The following is a 17876-nucleotide window of genomic DNA, read 5'->3' as shown; positions in this document are numbered from 1 at the left end:
TCAAGGCGCAGACTTCGCCAGCGCCGCCCCCTCAACCTCGTGAATCACCTGCAAGCGATACTGCGGATCGGCCTTGATCTGCGCCTCGGTGAACGGAATCACCTGCCACTGCTTGGCCGAAAACGCACGGGTCTGGTCGCCGGCATGGGCCGAGCCCGCTTCACTGGACTCGGAGAACGCCAGCATCCCTTGGGCATGCGGCCCTTGGTCATCGAAGGTCACCAGTTGCAGGTAGCTGGTGCCGCTGACCACCAGGCGTTTGTCCGGCGCGACCGGTACGCTCTGGATCGCGTTGTACACCCCAAGGCTCGCCGGACCGCCATGTATCGGCGTGCCATCGGCAGCCTGCTGGATCTGCCCCCAGCGCGCGTCCTCGGCGAACCCGGCCTTGGTCACTTCAGCGATTGAAGCCAGGGCTGCCTCACGCAAGGCGTTGGCCACGTCGGCCTGATCAACTGCCAGCCCCCGCGGTGTGTGCAGCGGGTCGGCGGCATCGAAACCGACCCGCCAGATATCCTTGCGTCCCTGCAACGCCTGCATGATGCGCTGAAAGTGCACCAGGCCAAGACCACTGTCGAGGTTGGCGCGTTGGTCCCAGGCCTTGAGGCTGGCGCACAGCACACTGAGCTGGGCATCGGCCGCTTGCCCGGCGCACCACTTGAGCAGGTCGGGCATGACCAGTTCGGCGAGATAAACCTGGTTATCCATGACCATCTGCTGCAGGTCCGCCTGGCTGATCTTGCCCTTCTCGCTCAGGCTCGCCAGGCGCTGCAAGGCAAAGCGGCTGCGCGGGCCCAGGGGTTGCCCCTCGCGGCTGATCAACGGCGAGTAGCCCTGCAACGGTTTGGCCGGGTTGACCATCCAGGCCGAGTCGTTGGAATGCTGGACGAAGTCGCTACGGCTCAGGCTCGGCTGCAGCTGCGCAGGGAAGATACCCGCCTGCGCGGCACGCGGGTCGATCTTCCAGTTGCAGGCACTGCGCGAGCCGTCGAGCACGATCATTTCCTGGCCGGCAGCCGGGTCGCTGCACTGGGTCAGCAGAGCGGCGTCGACGTACGGTACCACCGACTGGTTCAGGTACAACGCCTGGCCCTTGGCGTCCACCGCCAGGGTGTTGACCCAAGGGATGCCCTGCAGGCGCTGTACCGAAGCCTGCAGGCCTTTCAGGCTGTCGGCGCGGTTCAGCGCATCCCACTGTTGCAGCACCCGGGTGTTGTCGAGGTTGGCGTCACGCAGGCTGAAGGCGTACTGCCTGTTCCAGTCCAGGCGCCCCGGCCACTGCACGATCGGGCCGAACACCGAGCTGTAAACGTCGCGGGTCACCGGCTTGAGCTGGCCGTCCTCGCCCTTGACCGTCACGCTCAGGCGCTGGTGGGTCAAGGCCAGCGACTTGCCGTCGAGCAGGTAGCGGGTCGGGTCCTTGGGGTCCAGCTCCAGCCGGTACAGGGTGAAATGCTTGGAGGTGTCGACCGTGTGGGTCCAGGCCAGATGGCGGTTGAAACCGATATTGATCAGCGGCAACCCAGGCAAGGCTGCGCCCATGACATCGAGCGTGCCCGGCAGGGTCAGCTGCATCTGATAAAAACGCATGCCGCCAGCCCAGGGAAAGTGCGGGTTGGCCAGCAGCATGCCGCGGCCATTGAACGAGCGCTCGGCACCGATGGCCAGCGCATTGCTGCCACGCTCGACGGCAAACTGTTCCTGGCGTGCCTGGGCAACGCTGAGGTCGGGGCGCAGCTGGGCGACGACATTCGGCGGCGTTGCCCCGGCCAGGGCTTCGGCAAACTGGCCGACGCCGCCTTCGACCAGCAAGCGGCGGGTCAGCTTGACCAGGTCGAGGGTGGTGATCGGCCGCAGCCACTCAGCCTGCAGGCATTGCGCGCCCTGCCCCTGAGCCTTGAGCTCGGCCAGCGCGCGGTTGTAGCCCTTGGCATAGCCTTCAAGCCGTGCGCGCATGGCCGCCGGTTGCGCCTGCCAGAAGCCGAACACGGCGGTTGGCGTGTTCAGCCAATTGAAGAACAGGTCGCTTGGCAGGTTTTCGCGCTGCTCGAAGGTGCGCTGCCCGGGGCCGAAGTAACGCGAACGCTCGCCATTGACGGTGACCACTTCGTTCGCCAGCAGGCACAGGTTGTCCTGCGCATAGGCATAGCCAATGCCGTAGCCCAGGCCCTGTTCGTCCTTGGCCAGAATATGCGGCACACCAAAACTGGTCCGGCGGATCTGGGCAGACGCATCGCCCGCGACTACGCGCGCCTGGGCGGGAAGGCTGAGGCCGGCGAGCAGCCCGACCATACAGAGGGTTGCAAAAGGACGAGGTTTGATCACGCGTACTCCGGCTCAATCAGGGGAAAGGTCACTCTGACTGAACGAATTTCTGCGTGAAAATTTACTGGATTGGCCCGGTCAAAACGTCATTTGAGGGTGAGCTTGCAGTTTTTTTTTGTCAGGTACTGCAGTTTTGCCGCGCTCATTCGTCTTATAGGTATAGGCAAGCACTTTTGCTTATCTGGACAGACCATGAAATGGAGCATTCACATGTACAACCAGCAACATTCAGCGGCAATAGCTGAGCCTGGACGCACAAATAACCAACCTGTGGCTGAAAATACCGAAGCCGGCGAAAATGAACGCCCCGGCAATGAGCACATCCGCGAATTGCTCAAGGCCTTTGGCCTGCGCACCAGCCTGATTCGCCTGAAGGTCATCGATGCCTTGCACATGGCCGATCGCAACGGTCGCAGCATTGGTGTACGCGGTGTGCACAGCCAGCTCGAACAGCTGGATATCCCCCTGTCATTCCTCAGCGTTCGCGAAGTACTCAAGCGCTTGTGCGCCGAAGGCGTCATCAGCCTTGGCAGCGACAAGTGCTACAGCCTCAATCCCCAGGCCCGTGCCGTGCTGGAGCAAGCCAGCTCACGTTGAGCGACCGGCCGGCCCATAGCCGGCCGCGCTTAAACCCTCAGGGTTTGACCTTGCGGCGCATGACGCCATTGATCACCACCACTGCCACCGCCACACCGATGGCGATGTACTGGAACACCTGCTCGCTGATCGTCCCCTGTTTTTGCAGGTAGGACAGTCCGAGCATGATCCCCAGCACCAGCAGGGAGATCAGGATGGAGTATTTCAGGCGTTGACCTTGCGTCATTGGTAGTTCCTTGCGACATCGGCGAAAAGGCCCGAAGCGGGCCGTGCGCATGATACAACGTCCCCCGCCGGTCAGCGGACAATTTCCCGCTTCTGTTGTCGCCGCCCCGTCGCCACCATGGTGTCCCGGGCTGATGCCCAGACGAACGGAAGCTCACCATGTTGATGCGAACACTGCTGGGCAGCCTGCTGCTCCTGGGCGCCGCCCTCAAGGTTCAGGCCTTGCCCACCGAAAATCAGCCTCAGGCGCTGCTCCTGACACTCGGCGCCGAACTGGCCAACAACGCCGGCAGTAGCCAATGGCAACAGCTGTGGCAGCGGACCCGACAAGCCGGCCACCTGGGCACAGGCACCGCCACGACGCACTTCACCGTACCCCAAGCACAGCTTGCGCAACTGGTGGTACACGCCCTGGCGACAGCCGATCAAGCCCAGCCACTGAAACAGACCCAGGTCCTGTATCGCCGGGATTTTCACCCCAGCGTCATCGGCAAGGCCTCTGCCCGGGAATTTACCGCCCTGTGCGTATGGGTCGACTGGCGCAGCTTTCCCCTCCACGGCGTTACCCGTCCAGCCAGTTTCCTGGGCCAAGTCAGCCTGCTACTGGCGCGCCCGTGCGAATGAGCATGGGTCGGCCAATCAGGTCGAGTCGAAACTCTCGCATGTGCCAACAATCAAGGCCCTGCGCGATGCCCTGAACCCCATTCCCACCGGGGTGAGCCTAACAACCTACAAACCGCGTGCAAAAAGGCCACCCTAACCGCCCCACTTGCTGCCTAGCCTGCTTTCTTCATGCTGGCCGAAAATCCAGTTCAAGCCGGTCAGGTGCGAAATGGCCTGAAATGGCTCGAGCCGCTTGGCACGGATGCTCAAGCATCTGGGTGCCAAACCATCGCCTACAAGGAAGTCATCATGGAACTGAGCGAACTGAACCGTATTGATGTCGCGCAACTGCCCCACTCGCTGCAGATGCTGATCGAGTGCCTGGGTATCGAGAATGCCTACAACCTTACCTGTGCCTTTGGTGGGCGCCCCAAGTACATCCCCAAGCATCGAGAGCGCACCGCCCTGGCACAGATCCTTCCTGCCCCGGCGCTGGATGCGCTGATCCGGCGCTTCGCCGGCATGGCCCTGGAAATCCCCAAGGTCGACCATTTCCTGCGCCAACTGCGCAATCAACAGATCCAGCAAGAAAGTGCCGATGGCCAGTCTCGTAGCATGCTGGCCAACAAGTACGGCTTAAGCCTGCGCCAGATCGGCAACATCCGTCGTCAGGAAGCTTGTCCGCGCTGAGTACGGCAAACATGAACCCCAATCCCGCACACAAGGTGTGGACCCACGATAAGGAAATCACCCATGGCAACAATCGACAACGATCTGATCGGTTCGGTCATGAACTCCCTGCCCCTGGACCGGATGATTGCCGGACCGCTGCAGGCAATGGTCCAGGCACAGGTAGCCGCTAGCCAGTCCTACGCCGACTTCCTCATGGGTGTCTGTGTCGAGAATGGCAAAGCAGTTGCCATCGAGTTCAACTACGACGAAACCGTCACCGATGAGCAGGGGGCGGCCAAGGGAACCGTTTCCAAAACCATGCGCATCCCGCTGATGGCGGCGATCGCCCACCCCAACATTGTCATCGAGGAAGGTAACGTCGAGTTCGAAGTGACCATCAGCCAACAGGCTGAATCCAGTCGCGAAACCGCAGGCGAAGCGAGTACCGCTGCCTCCTTCGGCTTCGGCAAGTTCAAGATGGAGCTCAAAGGCCAGGTCAGCCACAAGTCGACACAAACCCGCAAGACCGATACCCGTGCGCGCTATGCCTTCAATACCAAAATACGCCGCCAGGAGCCGCCGGAGGCACTGATGCGGGTAATTGATGCCCTCACCGAAGCCGCCAGCAAACCGGTTGCAAGCCCCAGCTGACAGCCACCGTCCCAGCGCAGGGTAGCTGAGCGCACCCCTTCGCCACTGGCCCCTTCCACGGGAGGGGGCTTCAGCTAAAAAATCCCAGGAGTGCCCACCGCTTGGACCCTCGCCCGCCAAACAACGCACCCATCATCGCCAGCGACCTGTGCGATATCACTCGCGGCCTGCAGGAAGCCGCCGCAGCCACCAACAACCTGATTGCCCAGCAGTACATCAAGCTGTTCGACCAGTTTTTCGACTATGACACCGAGGCACTGGGCACGCCGATGAAAGCCAAGATGGTCGAAGTGGCGATGGACGATCAGCACACGATGCAGATCCCGCTGATCGCACTGGTGTCACCGCGTGGGCTGGCACTGGAGCGCATGCAGGTCGACCTGTCTGTGCGGATTCAAAACACCGAAACCACCGAGGCCTGCGAGAGCCTGCAACGCGAGCGCTTCTATGTAACGGTCGGCGGCCAGAGCAAACGCAATGGCGAAGCACCGCGCGACCCCGATGAAGTGCAGATCCGCATGCAGTTCCAGGCCTGTGAACCACCGGAAGCGCTGAACCGGCTGATCGAGGAGTACACCAAACTGATTACCCCGCTTCGCTTGTCCACCCCTGTCCAGCCCACGGACGACAGCAACGAGTTCATCGAAGCGGCGACCGTGCGCTGACACTACTGGCCTCTAGAAGTCGCGCTTGTAGAAGATATCCAGGGAGCTGGCCAGACCACTGGCCGCCTCCAGGTAGACTTTCTTGCTGAGCTTGTAACGCAGGGCAATGGTGTTGGCCGGCTCGAACACCCCAACACCGTAACGCAGGCTCAAACGCTCGGTCAGGTTACCGCTGGCGACTACCGCAGTGCTATTGCCGCTGCCCTGGGTGTCGAGCTGGAAGTCATCGATACCCAGGCTCGAGGCCAGGCTGCCGGTGATCCCGGCGCTGCCTGCCAGGCCCAGGCCGAGCGCGGCTTCAGCGAGCATGTTGTTGTCTTCCCCGGTAGTACCCAATGGCCGCCCGAGCACCAGGTAGGACAACGCCTGCTCCTGGCTCATGGCCGGCTCCGAGAACACCTGGGTGGTGGGCTGTTCGGCACTGCCGCTCAAGCGGATACCGGCAATCACATCATCGGTCTTGCGAATGGCCTCGATGTCCAGGTAAGGCTGGTCGATGGGGCCGGCAAACAGCAAGCGCGCGCGGCGGATGGTCAGGCGTTGGCCATAGGCGCGGTAGCGGCCGTCGGCCAGGCTCAGTTCGCCGCGGGTATCGAGGTTGTCACCGATGTGCACGTGCCCCAGCAGGTTGGCGGTCAGGCCGAAGCCGCTGAACGAGAGTTTTTCCTGACCGACCTGGACGTCGATATCCATGGCCATGGCCATCGGCGGTTTGCCCTCCTCGGTCTGATGACCAAGGATCACCGTATCGTCGGAAACCTTGACCGTGGACGGCGGTAACTCACGCACGGTGATTTTGCCCTTGGGTACCCGCACCTTGCCGGTCACCGCGAGCTTGTCGTCAATCAGGCTGATTTTCAGGTCCGGAGCGACTTCCAGTGCCGCATAGGGCTCAACATTGACCGGCAGCTGCTGGCCCTGCAGCGCCAGGTTGACAGTCAGTGCCTGGCCCCAGCCAATCTGCCCGTTCAGGCTGCCCTGGCCAGCATCACCGCTTTTCCAGCGGCCGTTGAGCTGGACCTGTTCGCCAGCGATCAGTGCCTGCAATTGCAGATCCTCAAGGCTGATCGGCAGCTCCGAGCCGCTAATTTCGCCACGCGCAAGGTTCAGGCTGCCATTGACCTGGGGCGCCAGCAAAGTGCCGGACAGGCGCCCGCTGCCGTTGAGCTGGCCATTCAAGCGTTCGACCATCGGCGCGAACGGGCGGCCAATGGCCAGGTCCAGGCCACTGAGGCGGAAGTCACCGCTCAGGGGTTTGTTTTTGGCCAGCGGATCAAGCCGGGTATTGACCGCCAGCTCGCCGAGCTTGTCGCCCAGGAAATCCAGACGGGTGTCGATGCGTCGCGGGCCCAGGGTGCTTTGCAGGCGCAGGGTCTGGTAGGGGAAGTCCAGCCAGCGGTCCTTTTCGCGCACCCGCAGGGTACCGCCGCTGGCATCGATGAGGACAGTGCCCTTGGGCCCGCTGGCCGGAACATCGAGGTTGATGTCGGCATTGAGCAGGCCCTGCCAGGCAAAGTCCTTGGGCAGCCACTGCGCCAGGCTTTGCAACGGGAACTGCTTGAGGTGGTAGCGCAGGCGCGGCTCGGGCGCCAGACGCTGATCTTCGCCACACAGGCTGGCCTGGCCGGAACGCCAGCAATGGGCGCTGAAATCCACTTGCCCACTGGCCAGGCGCTGCAGTTTCGCCGGTGCCTGCAGGCGCCAGTCCTGGCCGCCGGCCTGGATTTCACCACTGGCCAGGCGACCGCGCCAGTTGCCCTTGTCCAGTTGCCCGTCCAGGCCCAGGTCCAGCTTGAGCTGCGGCCCGTCCAGGGCCAGTTGCAGCTTTTGCTGGCGAATGTCACCTGCCCCCTTGGCGGTGAGCATGCCAAGGGGGGTGTCACCCAGGCGAATGCCGCCGGCCTGCAGGTCGATAAGCGCGCGTTGCGCGTTGTCCAGACGCGCATCCAGGCTCAGGCGCTGTACACGGTTGTCGGCCTGGGCCAATTGCTGGCCCTGCAGAACGAAGCTGCCCTGGGGCGCCTGCAAGGTTCCGGTAACCTCCAGCCGCCCTTTGACCTGGCCTTGCAACTGCGGCCAGAGTTGGCCCAGGCGCGGCAGGTTGAGATCGATCTGCCCGGCCAGACGCTGTTGCAGGCTGCCGCTGCCATTGATCTGGTTGTCGCCCAGGCGGATGTCCAGGGTGCCCAGGGTCCATTGCTGCCCTGCCCCTTGTGCCACCGCCTTGAGTACGGCGGGCTGGCCGCGCAGGCGGCCCTTGAGGTCAAGGTCGGCATCCAGGCGCAACTCGCCGTTTTTCATTTCACCCTTGCTGCGCAACGGGCCCGCCAGGGTGCCGGGCAATTCGGCCAGCCAGTACGCCGGGTTCAGCGCCGACAGCTCCAGCGCCGCATCCCAGGCCAGGCCATCGGCAAACTGCACGCCGACACTGCCGGCGGCCTTGCCCTGGCCGGCACTGAGCAACAATTGCGGCAAGCTGACCTGCTTGAGGTCGCCCTTGAACGGGCTGCTCAGGCTGAAGGCGCCGGCCGGGCCGTCCAGGTCACCTTTGAACTCGCCCTGGTAGTTGCCATCACGGTACTGCACCTGGCCGTTGAAGCGGCGCAGGGTAACGTCGGGCGCTTGCTCCAGCGGATACAGGCGCAACCAGGGGAAATCCAGCCAGTCGATGCTGGCTTCAGCACTCAGGCCTTGCTGCCAGTCGGCCTTGGCCTTGAGCTTGAGCGCCTGCTCGGCGCTGGCGCTGAGGTCCAGGGTGCTGAGCTCGGCACCTTTGGCATCGACCCGGCCTTGCAGATTGAGCACCACCGGCCCCTGCTCGGCGGGCAGGCTGGCTGAACCCAGCAACTGATAGCCGCTTTGCAGGTTACCCTTGGCGCTCAGTTGCAGCGTGTTCAGTTGCAGGGTGTCAGGCAGCTCGGCCGAGGGTTTGAAGGCCTCGCTGCTGATCTGCAGGTGCGCCGGCAGGTTGTCGGCCAGGGCTTGCAGCTCGCCGGACAGGCGCGCGTGCAGGTAACCGCTGCTGTCAGCCTTGAGCCTGAGGGTTTTCTGCAGGTCGCCGTCCACCTGCAATGCCAGTTGCCAGGGCTGTCCGTCGACACTCGGCAACTGCAGTTGCCCCTTGGCCTGCAACGGCCAATCGGCTTCGGGCTTGAGCAACCCCTGCAGGTTCAGCTTGAGCTCATCGCGCTGCAGTTGCAGGCTGTCGATCTGCAGCCCGCCCGAGGTCCAATGCGCGGCCAGTTGCAATTGGCTGAGCTGTTCATTGCCGTCCAGGCGCAGATGGCCGATACGCACCTGGCCCAACTCGATGGCCACGGGTAGCTTGAGTGCCGGCAGTTGCAACGGCCCGCTATCAGGCTTCGGCTCGCCGGGTGCGAAGGCCAGGTTGACCTGATCGGCTTGCAACTGATCGATGCACAGGGTCATGCGCAGCAGGCAGGCCGGCGACCAGGCCAGTACCGGCGCCACCAACTCGACCCGATCGCCGCCTTGTGCCCACAGCAAGCGCTCGGCTTGCCACTGCCCGGCCAGACGCCCCTGGAAGTTATCCAGCTGCTGCAGCCCCGGCACCTGCTCCAGGGCCCAGCGGCTGCCGGCCTGGGTACCGAGCACCAGGCCCACACCCAGCACCACCAGCATGAGCAAGGCCAGCAGGCCAAGAACGATGAATTTGATAACGCGACTCACAGTTCCGGCCCCATGGAGAAGTGCAGACGCAAACCGCCGTCGTCATCCAGCGCGCGGGCCAGATCCAGACGCAGCGGTCCGACCGGAGACACCCAGCGCACACCGATACCGACACCGGTCTTGAGGCTGGGAAGCTCCAGATTATTGAATGAATTGCCCTGGTCGATGAAGGTCGCCACCCGCCACTTTTCTGCAACCGAATACTGGTACTCGGCACTGCCGGCCACCAGGTAACGGCCGCCAATACGATCGCCGTCGGAGTTTTTCGGTGACAGGGTCTGGTAGTCGTAGCCTCGCACGCTCTGGTCGCCACCGGCAAAGAAGCGCAACGAGGGCGGAACCGAATTCTTGTAGCTGTTGGTGGCGCTGCCGCCGAACTGCACACGGCCGAGAAAGCGATGATTCTGGCCCAGAGTGGTCAGGCCCTTGAGCAGCACATTGGCATGCAGCAGGTTGGTGTCGGAGACCAGTCCCTGCTTGGCCGCCTGCACATCGAACTGCAGGCGATAGCCATTGTGCGGGTCGATGCGATTATCGCTGCGCAGGTAGGAATAGCTGATGCCGGGCATCAGCAGGTTGCTCAGGCCCGAATCGTCACCGAGCTTGTACTCTTCGCGCTGGTACTTGAGCGAAATGACCCGCTGCCAGCCGCTGGGCAGCTTGCTGTGCCATTCCGGGCCGACCGTGAGCAGCTTGCTCAAGGTATCGGTGCCGGCGATTTCTTCGTTCTGGTAACCACCGGCAAAACGCAGTTTGTCGGTCAGCGGCGGGTCGAGCGGGATGTCGTACCACAGGCCGACGTTCTGCCGTGGCGCCGACAGTTCGGTTTCCCAGCCGTAGCTGTGACCTTGCGGGTTGACCCAGTGGCGAGTCCAGTTGGCCTTGCCGCGCGGCCCGACGTCGGTCGAAAAACCCAGGCCCAGGCCCATGGTCCGCGGTTTGCGGGTGTCGAGCTGAACGGCCACCGGGATGCTCTGCTCGATAGCGGCAGTGGGCGCGGCATCGACCCGTACGCCTTCGAAGTAGCCGCTCGACTGCAGGGCATTGTTGAGCTCGGCGATCAGCTCGGAGTCGTAGGGCGTGTCAGCCTTGAACGGCACCATGCGGTGCAGCAGGTCTTCATCGAGCGGCGTATCGCCAGCAAAGCTGACCTTGCCCAGGCGGTAGCGCGGACCACTGTCGTAGATCAGCTCGATATCGGCAACGCCAGCCTGGGGGTCGACCGCCAGGCGCTGGCGGACGAAGCGGCCACTGAAAAACCCGTAGCGCGAGGCCTGGTTCTGGATCAGGCGCTTGGCGTCTTCGTAGTGGCCATGGTTGAGCACCGCGCCTGAGCGCAACGCCTTGCTGTCGGGAATGCGGAAGGCCTTGAGTTCACTGGCCGGGCCATCGATGCGAATGGTCACATCACGCAAGTGCACCGGCTCGCCTGGGTCGATCGTCAATACCAGCTGCGGGCCCTTGTCGGCCTTGGCCGGCGGTTTGACCTCGCTGTCGATCTGCGCCTGGTAATAGCCCAGGGCCTGGGAGGCCTTGCGTGCCTGCTCGACTGCGCCGCGACTGAAGCGCAGCAGCGCCTCTTCATCGCGTTTACCAAGGCTGCCGATATAGCCTTCGACATTGGCCTTGAGTTCGTTATTGGCAGGTTTGACCCGGACAACCAGCTCGCTTTGCGCATACGCGCCGATGCTGGCAACCCATAGAATCAAACCGCAGGTAAATCGTCCTGAATACGTCATAGGCGCGGATGCTACCAGAGCTTGGCGGCAGCATGGAGCCCGAGGTTTTCCTCACTGCTACGCAATTCAGGCCGATACCTGCTGTGACGACTGCGGATTGGGGTGAAAGAACACGTGTTCGCGGACCGGGCCTACAGCGATCTCGCCAATTTCCTGGTAGCCCTGACGCTGGTAAAACGCCAGGTAGTGCTCGTTGCCGGTGTCCAGCACCACGCCTTGGGAATGCTCATCCACGGCACACCAGTCGTGCACAGCCTGTAACAACTGTTCGCCGTAGTGCTTGCCCTGAAACTGCGGGTGGATCCCCAGCAGCGGCAGTACATGCACCGCGTCACTGGGCAGACAGGCCGCCAGCGCAGCCTGGTAATCCAGGTAGCGGCGGGTACAGCGAAACCCGGTGCTGAGCACCATGCGCATGCGCCAGGCCCAGCTTTCGGTGATGCCCAGACGCCGCTGCGGCGGGGCAATCAGGGCGATGCCGATCAAGCGGTCTTCAACCAGCAGGCCAATGGCGGGTAAATCCTGGAGAAAATGCTGCTTGACCCGCTCGCGCACGGTGGCGCGAATACGCTGGTCGAACCCGGGACGCTGGGCCTCGAACAGAAAGGCAAAGGTCGGTTCGTGGCGATAGGCGTGATACAACAGGGAGCGCGCCTCGCGGCTGTAGCCGCCATCGAGCAGACGGACTTCAGCCGGTGCGGCAGTCGATTCGGGCATGCTGGCAAACCTCCGGAAATGGGCATTCATTGCCTTTGAGGTGTGCGGGGTGCCAACGTTCACCTCGTGCCACAGGTTAGCAACCTCTCGAGTGGATCGCCATGCTGGCCGACGTCGCCGATGTCGGCTAGGATCCTGGGTTTTACCAGGATTGTGCTGCCCATGAAGATCGTCTCGTTCAACATCAATGGCCTGCGTGCCCGGCCCCACCAGTTGGCGGCGTTGATCGAAAAGCACCAGCCCGACGTCATCGGCCTGCAGGAAACCAAAGTCAGCGACGAGCAGTTCCCGCTCGCTGAGGTCCAGGCCCTGGGCTACCACGTGCACTTTCATGGCCAGAAGGGCCACTACGGCGTCGCCCTGCTCTCGCGCCAGGCGCCACTGAGCCTGCACAAGGGTTTCAGCACCGATGAAGAAGAAGCCCAGCGACGCTTCATCTGGGGCACCTTCGCTGATGCCGATGGCACCCCGATCACCATCATGAACGGCTACTTTCCCCAGGGCGAGAGCCGCGACCACCCAACCAAGTTCCCGGCCAAGCAGCGCTTTTACAGCGACCTGCAGACACTGCTCGAGACCCAGTTCCAGAACGACCAGCCGTTGCTGGTGATGGGGGATGTGAACATTTCGCCGGAAGACTGCGACATTGGCATCGGCGCCGACAACGCCAAGCGCTGGCTGAAGACCGGCAAGTGCAGCTTCCTGCCGGAAGAGCGCGAGTGGATGGCGCGTCTGAAGAGCTGGGGCCTGGTCGACAGCTTCCGCCACCTGCACCCGGAAGTGGCTGACCGTTTCAGCTGGTTCGACTACCGCAGCCGCGGCTTTGAAGACGAGCCCAAACGCGGCCTGCGCATCGACCTGATCATGGCCTCCCAGGGGCTGCTGCCACGGATCAAGGATGCCGGGGTCGACTATGACCTGCGCGGGATGGAAAAACCTTCGGACCACGCGCCGATCTGGCTTGAGCTGGGCTAGTTCAGACGCAGCCCCTGTGGGAGCAGCTTGCCAGCGATGAGACCCGGCTGGCCAAGCACGGTTCGGCCGTGGAAAAGCATCGCCGGCAAGCCGGCTCCCACAGGATTGGCGCAGGTTGGCAAAAACGCTGTCATCTTTTGGTCACCCTTCCGTCTTAATCTCCCGGCACACCCTTTGCCCATGAGTGCCAGACGGCATGTTGCGCCACCTCTCCCTGCTTGTGCTTTGCCTGTTCCCGCTGATTGGCGCCGCTGCCCCGCAGGCGCAATTGCGTATCCAGGGCTCCAACACCATCGGTGCCGCGTTGGCACCGGCGCTGGTCACAGGCTTGCTCGAGCAACAAGGCGCCAGTGCCATCAGCATCGTCAGTGGCGACGCCGCCAACGAACGCCAGGTCCGTGCCCGAGACAGTAACGGCCAGGCCTTGCGCATCGATATCGCCGCCCACGGATCCAGTACCGGTTTCACCGCACTCAAGTCCGGCCAGGCGGAACTGGCTGCCTCCTCCCGTCCGATCAAGCCGGTTGAGCTGAGCGAGCTGCAAGCCCTGGGTGACCTCAACAGTGCCGCCGCCGAGCAGGTCATTGCCCTGGATGGTGTCGCGGTGATCGTCCACCCCGACAACCCGTTGCCGCAGCTGACCACTGTCCAGCTGGCACAGGTTTTTTCCGGGCAAATCCGCAATTGGGAGCAATTGGGTATCGGCAGCGGCCCCATCAACCTGTACGCCCGCGATGACCGCTCCGGGACCTTCGAAACCTTCAAGGCCCTGGTGCTCGACCCAGCACAACACCCCCTGGCCGACACTGCCCGGCGCTTCGAATCGGCCGAGCAACTGGCCAGCCAGGTGCTCGGCGATCGCCAGGCCATCGGCTTCAGCAGCCTGGCCACGGTGCATGGCGCCAAGGTCGTGGCGATTGCCGACGGTGCGTCCCAGGCCATGCTGCCGACACCGGCCCTGGTGGCCAGCGAAGACTATCCGCTGTCGCGACGGTTGTTCTTTTATCTGCCGCCCGGTCAGGCCAATCCACTGGCCCGCGCCCTGGTCGAGTTCGCCCAAAGCGCCCAGGGCCAGGCCATCGTTACCCATAACGGCTTCGTCGGCCAGCAGGTGCAGAGCATCAAGGTACAGCCACGCAAGGAGATGCCCCGCCGCTACCTTGACCTGGCCAGCGATGCCCGGCGCCTGTCGGTGAATTTTCGCTTCCAGGAGGGCAACGCCAGCCTCGACAACAAGGCCCTGCGCGATGTGCAACGGGTGGTCCAGTACCTGCAGGCGCAGCACAAGCTGGCCAACAAGGTGGTGCTGGTGGGGTTTGGCGATGCCAAGGATGACCCGCAGCGCGCCGCCCTGCTCTCGCGGCTGCGAGCCATGGCGGTGCGTCGGGAACTGGCCCGCAGCGGCGTTGAACTGCGCGAGATCATCGGCCTGGGCGATGAACTGCCGGTGGCGGCCAACACCGCCGAACAAGGGCGGATCCGCAATCGCCGCGTCGAGGTGTGGGTCTACTGAGCTGCCGAAGGCTGGCCTGGGCAAACAATTGTTACAGGCTCGATTGGGCGCTCACCCTCCCCGGGGCTAGGCTTGTCCTTAGTGACGCCGGGCCCCTCTGACGGCTGCCAAGCCGCCATGTCGGAGTCACTGTTGCTCAGCAACGTCGACATCAAGGAGGGGCTCATGGCAGCTCTACAGGTATTTCTCGATAACGACTTCCTCGGCACCAGCCTGTGGTTCTGGCTGGCCTTTCTCGGCATCGTCCTGACCCTGCTGGTGCTGGACCTGGGCGTACTGCACCGCAAATTGCACGAAATCGAAATGCGCGAAAGCCTGCTGCTGTATGCCGGCTACTTCAGCGTTGGCGTGCTGTTCGGCGTATGGCTGTGGTTCGAGCTGGGCGCGCAGAAGGCCCTGGAATTCTATACCGGCTTTCTCATCGAGCAGTCGTTGTCGATGGACAACGTGTTCGTCATGGCAATGATCTTCAGCTTCTTCGCCATCCCCCGCCGCTACCAGCACCGGGTGCTGTTCTGGGGCATTCTCGGGGTAGTGGTGCTGCGGGCGATCATGATTGGCCTGGGCAGTGCGCTGGTGCAGGAGTTCGACTGGATCCTCTATGTGTTCGGTGCCTTCCTGCTGTGCACGGGAGTGAAAATGCTGTTCTCCGGCACAGAACCCCACCCGGACCTGGCGAACAATCCGGTGCTCAAATTCGTCCGCCGACACCTGCGGGTCACCGACGAGCTGCACGGCCCGCGTTTTTTCGTGCACATCACCCCGGCCGGGCAGAGCAAGGCGCTGCGCTATGCCACGCCGCTGTTCCTGGCCCTGGTACTGATCGAGCTGGCCGACCTGGTGTTCGCCGTCGACAGCGTGCCGGCAATCTTTGCCATCACCCAGGACCCGTTCATTGTCTACACCTCGAACATCTTCGCCATTCTCGGGTTGCGGGCGCTGTACTTTGCCCTGGCGGCGCTGATGCACCGCTTTATTTACCTCAAGTACGCCTTGGCGCTGGTGCTGGTGTTCATCGGCAGCAAGATTTTCTACCACGGCCTGATCGGTGCCGTGCCGCCGATGCTGTCGCTGGGGGTGACCATTGCCCTGCTTAGCGCTGGGGTGTTGTGTTCACTGTACTCGACCCGTTCGCGGGGCAAGCCCGCCCCAGGAAAAGAGACGGGCTTGCGCGGCAAGCATCAGTGACCGCTACGGAGCAGTTCCCTGGGCACGTACTTGCCGATCTCGTACTTGCCGATCGCCGCGCGGTGCACTTCGTCCGGGCCGTCGGCCAGGCGCAGGGTGCGCTGCATGGCGTACATGTAGGCCAGCGGGAAATCAGCCGAGACGCCGGCGCCGCCATGGATCTGGATTGCCCGGTCGATGACCTTGAGGGCCACGTTCGGTGCCACCACCTTGATCTGGGCGATTTCGCTGCGGGCGACCTTGTTGCCGACGGTGTCCATCATGTACGCGGCCTTGAGGGTCAGCAGCCGGGCCATGTCGATTTCCATCCGCGAGTCGGCAATCTTGTCGACGTTGCCACCCAGGCGCGCCAACGGCCGGCCAAAGGCGGTACGTTCCACCGAGCGCTTGCACATCAGTTCCAGGGCACGCTCCGCCATGCCGATCGAGCGCATGCAGTGGTGGATGCGCCCCGGGCCAAGGCGCCCCTGGGCGATCTCGAAACCGCGGCCCTCGCCGAGCAGCACGTTCTCGTAAGGCACGCGCACGTTCTCGAACAGCACTTCGGCATGGCCATGGGGCGCGTCGTCGTAGCCGAACACCGGCAGCGGGCGCACGATCTTCACCCCGGGAGTGTCGGTGGGCACCAGGATCATCGAATGCTGCTGGTGACGCGGGCCTTCCGGGTTGCTCAGGCCCATGAAGATCATGATCTTGCAGCGCGGATCGCAGGCCCCGGAAGTCCACCACTTACGACCATTGATCACCCACTCGTCACCGTCGCGCACGGCGCGGGCGGCCATATTGGTAGCATCGGACGAAGCCACATCGGGTTCGGTCATGGCGAACGCCGAGCGGATATCACCACGCAGCAGCGGCTCAAGCCATTGGCGCTTCTGTGCTTCATTGGCGTAACGCACCAGCACTTCCATGTTGCCGGTGTCCGGCGCCGAGCAGTTGAACGGCTCGGGGCCGAGCAGCGAGCGGCCCATGATTTCCGCCAGGGGGGCATACTCGAGGTTGGTCAGGCCCGCGCCCAGCTCCGACTCGGGCAGAAACAGGTTCCACAAGCCCTCGGCCTTGGCCTTGGCCTTGAGCTCTTCCATGATCGCCGTCGGCTGCCAGCGATCGCCTTCGGCAACCTGGCGCTCGAACACCGCTTCGGCGGGATAGACATAGGCCTCCATGAACGCCGTGACACGTTCACGCAGCGCCTGGACCTTGGGTGAATAGGCGAAATCCATGGGCAGTACCTTCAGTAGAAAAGGGATCTGATATCGATCCTAGATCAGCAGGCAAAATCCACCTAGTCTATTCTCAGCGTGTATAAACATTCATAACCGATATATGATCCACGGATAACACCAATAAGAGCAGCGCCCATGAACCTGAGCAAGGTCGACCTGAATCTGTTCATCGTCTTCGATGCCATCTACACCGAAGCCAACCTGACCCGGGCCGGGCAGATCGTCGGCATTACCCAGCCGGCGGTATCCAACGCCCTGGCGCGCCTGCGCGAAACCTTCAATGACCCGCTGTTCGTGCGCACCGCCCAGGGCATGGTGCCCACGCCGATGGCGCAAAACATCATCGGCCCGGTGCGCAATGCCCTCTCGCTGCTGCGCGTGTCGGTGCAGGAGAGCCGCATCTTCAACCCGCTGCAGGCCAACAAGACCTTTCGCATCAGCATGACCGACCTCACCGAGGCGGTGATCTTGCCGCTGCTGTTCCAACGCCTGCGCCGCCTGGCGCCGGCGGTGGCGATCGAAAGCTTTTTGTGCAAGCGCCGGGAAACCACCAAGGAACTGGCCGCCGGGCGCCTGGACTTTGCCGTCGATGCGCCGCTCAACACCGACCCGCAGGTGCGCCACGTCAAACTGATGCAGGACCGTTACGTCTGCGCCATGCGCCAGGGCCATCCGCTGTTCAAGGACCCGCTCAGCCTGGACGACTACCTGGGCATGACCCACATTCATATCTCCAGCCGGCGCAACGGCCTGGGTTATGTCGACCTGGCCCTGGGCAAGATGGGCGTGCAGCGCAAGATTGCCCTGCGCTCCCAGCATTACCTGATGGCTTCCCAGGTGCTGCAGCAGACCGACATGGTCATGACCGTTCCGGAGCGTTTCGCCCGTCGCCACCAGCTCAACCATGTCAGCCTGCCGGTGGATGTACCGCCACTGGAAACCCATCTGTATTGGCACGAAAGCACCGACCAGGACCCGGCCAACCGCTGGATGCGCGAACAGATCATCGAGCTGTGCCAGGGCGTGGTGGCGCAGGATGAGCGGGCGGCCAAGGCTGAGGTGCCGTTGCAGTGAACACAGAGCCATTGTG

The 17876-nt window shown here is 63.1% G+C and carries 15 protein-coding genes; 9 read left to right on the top strand and 6 right to left on the bottom strand.

All coding sequences use genetic code 11. From position 1 onward, the window contains the following. Positions 1-2292, bottom strand: coding sequence for a bifunctional acylase PvdQ (gene pvdQ / locus KHO53_RS19875; protein ID WP_200874272.1), 2292 nt, complete (start codon positions 2290-2292; stop codon positions 1-3). A gap of 243 nt (positions 2293-2535) precedes the next feature. On the opposite strand from pvdQ, the gene KHO53_RS19870 reads away from it, so the two are divergent. Continuing rightward, a complete protein-coding gene (locus KHO53_RS19870) occupies positions 2536-2922 on the top strand; it encodes a fe2+ zn2+ uptake regulation protein (RefSeq protein WP_026001149.1) in 387 nt (128 codons plus the stop codon). Between the two features lie 37 nt (positions 2923-2959). Here the strand turns inward: KHO53_RS19870 and KHO53_RS19865 are convergent, their stop codons facing one another. Next, complete coding sequence (locus KHO53_RS19865; protein WP_010220419.1) at positions 2960-3148, bottom strand: hypothetical protein; 189 nt, start codon at positions 3146-3148, stop codon at positions 2960-2962. Positions 3149-3306: 158 nt separating this feature from the next. Between KHO53_RS19865 and KHO53_RS19860 the strand changes: the two genes are divergently transcribed. The 4 genes from KHO53_RS19860 to KHO53_RS19845 all read left to right on the top strand — a co-directional run bounded on the left by KHO53_RS19860 (position 3307) and on the right by KHO53_RS19845 (position 5738). After that, complete coding sequence (locus KHO53_RS19860; protein ID WP_223253909.1) at positions 3307-3771, top strand: hypothetical protein; 465 nt, start codon at positions 3307-3309, stop codon at positions 3769-3771. Positions 3772-4059: 288 nt separating this feature from the next. Beyond that, on the top strand, positions 4060-4440 hold the full coding sequence (locus KHO53_RS19855; protein ID WP_010220421.1) for a Mor transcription activator family protein: 381 nt from the start codon (positions 4060-4062) through the stop codon (positions 4438-4440). Between the two features lie 63 nt (positions 4441-4503). Then, positions 4504-5073, top strand: coding sequence for a DUF2589 domain-containing protein (locus KHO53_RS19850; protein WP_010220422.1), 570 nt, complete (start codon positions 4504-4506; stop codon positions 5071-5073). 101 nt (positions 5074-5174) lie between these two features. Beyond that, positions 5175-5738, top strand: a complete 564-nt coding sequence (locus KHO53_RS19845; protein ID WP_249684628.1) for a DUF2589 domain-containing protein — start codon at positions 5175-5177, stop codon at positions 5736-5738. A 12-nt stretch (positions 5739-5750) separates the two neighbouring features. Here the strand turns inward: KHO53_RS19845 and KHO53_RS19840 are convergent, their stop codons facing one another. The 3 genes from KHO53_RS19840 to KHO53_RS19830 form a co-directional block, all read right to left on the bottom strand. Further along, entirely contained in the window at positions 5751-9428 is a 3678-nt protein-coding gene (locus KHO53_RS19840) for a translocation/assembly module TamB domain-containing protein (protein ID WP_213570698.1), read from the bottom strand. Further along, a complete protein-coding gene (locus KHO53_RS19835) occupies positions 9425-11167 on the bottom strand; it encodes an autotransporter assembly complex protein TamA (protein WP_010220425.1) in 1743 nt (580 codons plus the stop codon). Before KHO53_RS19835 ends, KHO53_RS19840 begins: the two co-directional genes overlap by 4 nt. A gap of 66 nt (positions 11168-11233) precedes the next feature. Then, on the bottom strand, positions 11234-11884 hold the full coding sequence (locus KHO53_RS19830; RefSeq protein ID WP_010220426.1) for a GNAT family N-acetyltransferase: 651 nt from the start codon (positions 11882-11884) through the stop codon (positions 11234-11236). Positions 11885-12046: 162 nt separating this feature from the next. On the opposite strand from KHO53_RS19830, the gene xthA reads away from it, so the two are divergent. The 3 genes from xthA to KHO53_RS19815 all read left to right on the top strand — a co-directional run bounded on the left by xthA (position 12047) and on the right by KHO53_RS19815 (position 15560). Then, positions 12047-12859, top strand: a complete 813-nt coding sequence (gene xthA / locus KHO53_RS19825; protein ID WP_010220427.1) for an exodeoxyribonuclease III — start codon at positions 12047-12049, stop codon at positions 12857-12859. A 196-nt stretch (positions 12860-13055) separates the two neighbouring features. Then, on the top strand, positions 13056-14372 hold the full coding sequence (locus KHO53_RS19820; protein ID WP_010220428.1) for a substrate-binding domain-containing protein: 1317 nt from the start codon (positions 13056-13058) through the stop codon (positions 14370-14372). A 165-nt stretch (positions 14373-14537) separates the two neighbouring features. Then, positions 14538-15560, top strand: a complete 1023-nt coding sequence (locus KHO53_RS19815) for a TerC family protein (RefSeq protein WP_100783299.1) — start codon at positions 14538-14540, stop codon at positions 15558-15560. On the opposite strand, the gene KHO53_RS19810 is transcribed toward KHO53_RS19815, so the two are convergent. After that, on the bottom strand, positions 15554-16783 hold the full coding sequence (locus KHO53_RS19810) for an acyl-CoA dehydrogenase (RefSeq protein ID WP_010220430.1): 1230 nt from the start codon (positions 16781-16783) through the stop codon (positions 15554-15556). The two genes, KHO53_RS19815 and KHO53_RS19810, sit on opposite strands and share 7 nt — an antisense overlap. Positions 16784-16921: 138 nt before the next feature. On the opposite strand from KHO53_RS19810, the gene KHO53_RS19805 reads away from it, so the two are divergent. Then, positions 16922-17860: a LysR family transcriptional regulator gene (locus KHO53_RS19805; protein ID WP_036994511.1), complete on the top strand. Its 939-nt coding sequence runs from the start codon at positions 16922-16924 to the stop codon at positions 17858-17860. Positions 17861-17876: the final 16 nt, after the last annotated feature.

Origin of the sequence: Pseudomonas sp. RC2C2 (assembly GCF_018390435.1) — a bacterium.
Lineage (GTDB): Bacteria > Pseudomonadota > Gammaproteobacteria > Pseudomonadales > Pseudomonadaceae > Aquipseudomonas > Aquipseudomonas donghuensis.
Note: the sequence above shows the minus strand (reverse complement) of the source record. Positions and strands in the feature narration are given on the sequence as shown.

Excerpts from the sequence above, each read along its gene's own strand:
- pvdQ (WP_200874272.1), bottom strand. The coding sequence starts at position 2,292 with ATGGTCGGGCTGCTCGCCGGCCTCAGCCTTCCCGCCCAGGCGCGCGTA.
- KHO53_RS19870 (WP_026001149.1), top strand. The coding sequence starts at position 2,536 with ATGTACAACCAGCAACATTCAGCGGCAATAGCTGAGCCTGGACGCACA.
- KHO53_RS19865 (WP_010220419.1), bottom strand. The coding sequence starts at position 3,148 with ATGACGCAAGGTCAACGCCTGAAATACTCCATCCTGATCTCCCTGCTG.
- KHO53_RS19860 (WP_223253909.1), top strand. The coding sequence starts at position 3,307 with ATGTTGATGCGAACACTGCTGGGCAGCCTGCTGCTCCTGGGCGCCGCC.
- KHO53_RS19855 (WP_010220421.1), top strand. The coding sequence starts at position 4,060 with ATGGAACTGAGCGAACTGAACCGTATTGATGTCGCGCAACTGCCCCAC.
- KHO53_RS19850 (WP_010220422.1), top strand. The coding sequence starts at position 4,504 with ATGGCAACAATCGACAACGATCTGATCGGTTCGGTCATGAACTCCCTG.
- KHO53_RS19835 (WP_010220425.1), bottom strand. The coding sequence starts at position 11,167 with ATGACGTATTCAGGACGATTTACCTGCGGTTTGATTCTATGGGTTGCC.
- KHO53_RS19830 (WP_010220426.1), bottom strand. The coding sequence starts at position 11,884 with ATGCCCGAATCGACTGCCGCACCGGCTGAAGTCCGTCTGCTCGATGGC.
- xthA (WP_010220427.1), top strand. The coding sequence starts at position 12,047 with ATGAAGATCGTCTCGTTCAACATCAATGGCCTGCGTGCCCGGCCCCAC.
- KHO53_RS19820 (WP_010220428.1), top strand. The coding sequence starts at position 13,056 with ATGTTGCGCCACCTCTCCCTGCTTGTGCTTTGCCTGTTCCCGCTGATT.
- KHO53_RS19815 (WP_100783299.1), top strand. The coding sequence starts at position 14,538 with ATGGCAGCTCTACAGGTATTTCTCGATAACGACTTCCTCGGCACCAGC.
- KHO53_RS19810 (WP_010220430.1), bottom strand. The coding sequence starts at position 16,783 with ATGGATTTCGCCTATTCACCCAAGGTCCAGGCGCTGCGTGAACGTGTC.
- KHO53_RS19805 (WP_036994511.1), top strand. The coding sequence starts at position 16,922 with ATGAACCTGAGCAAGGTCGACCTGAATCTGTTCATCGTCTTCGATGCC.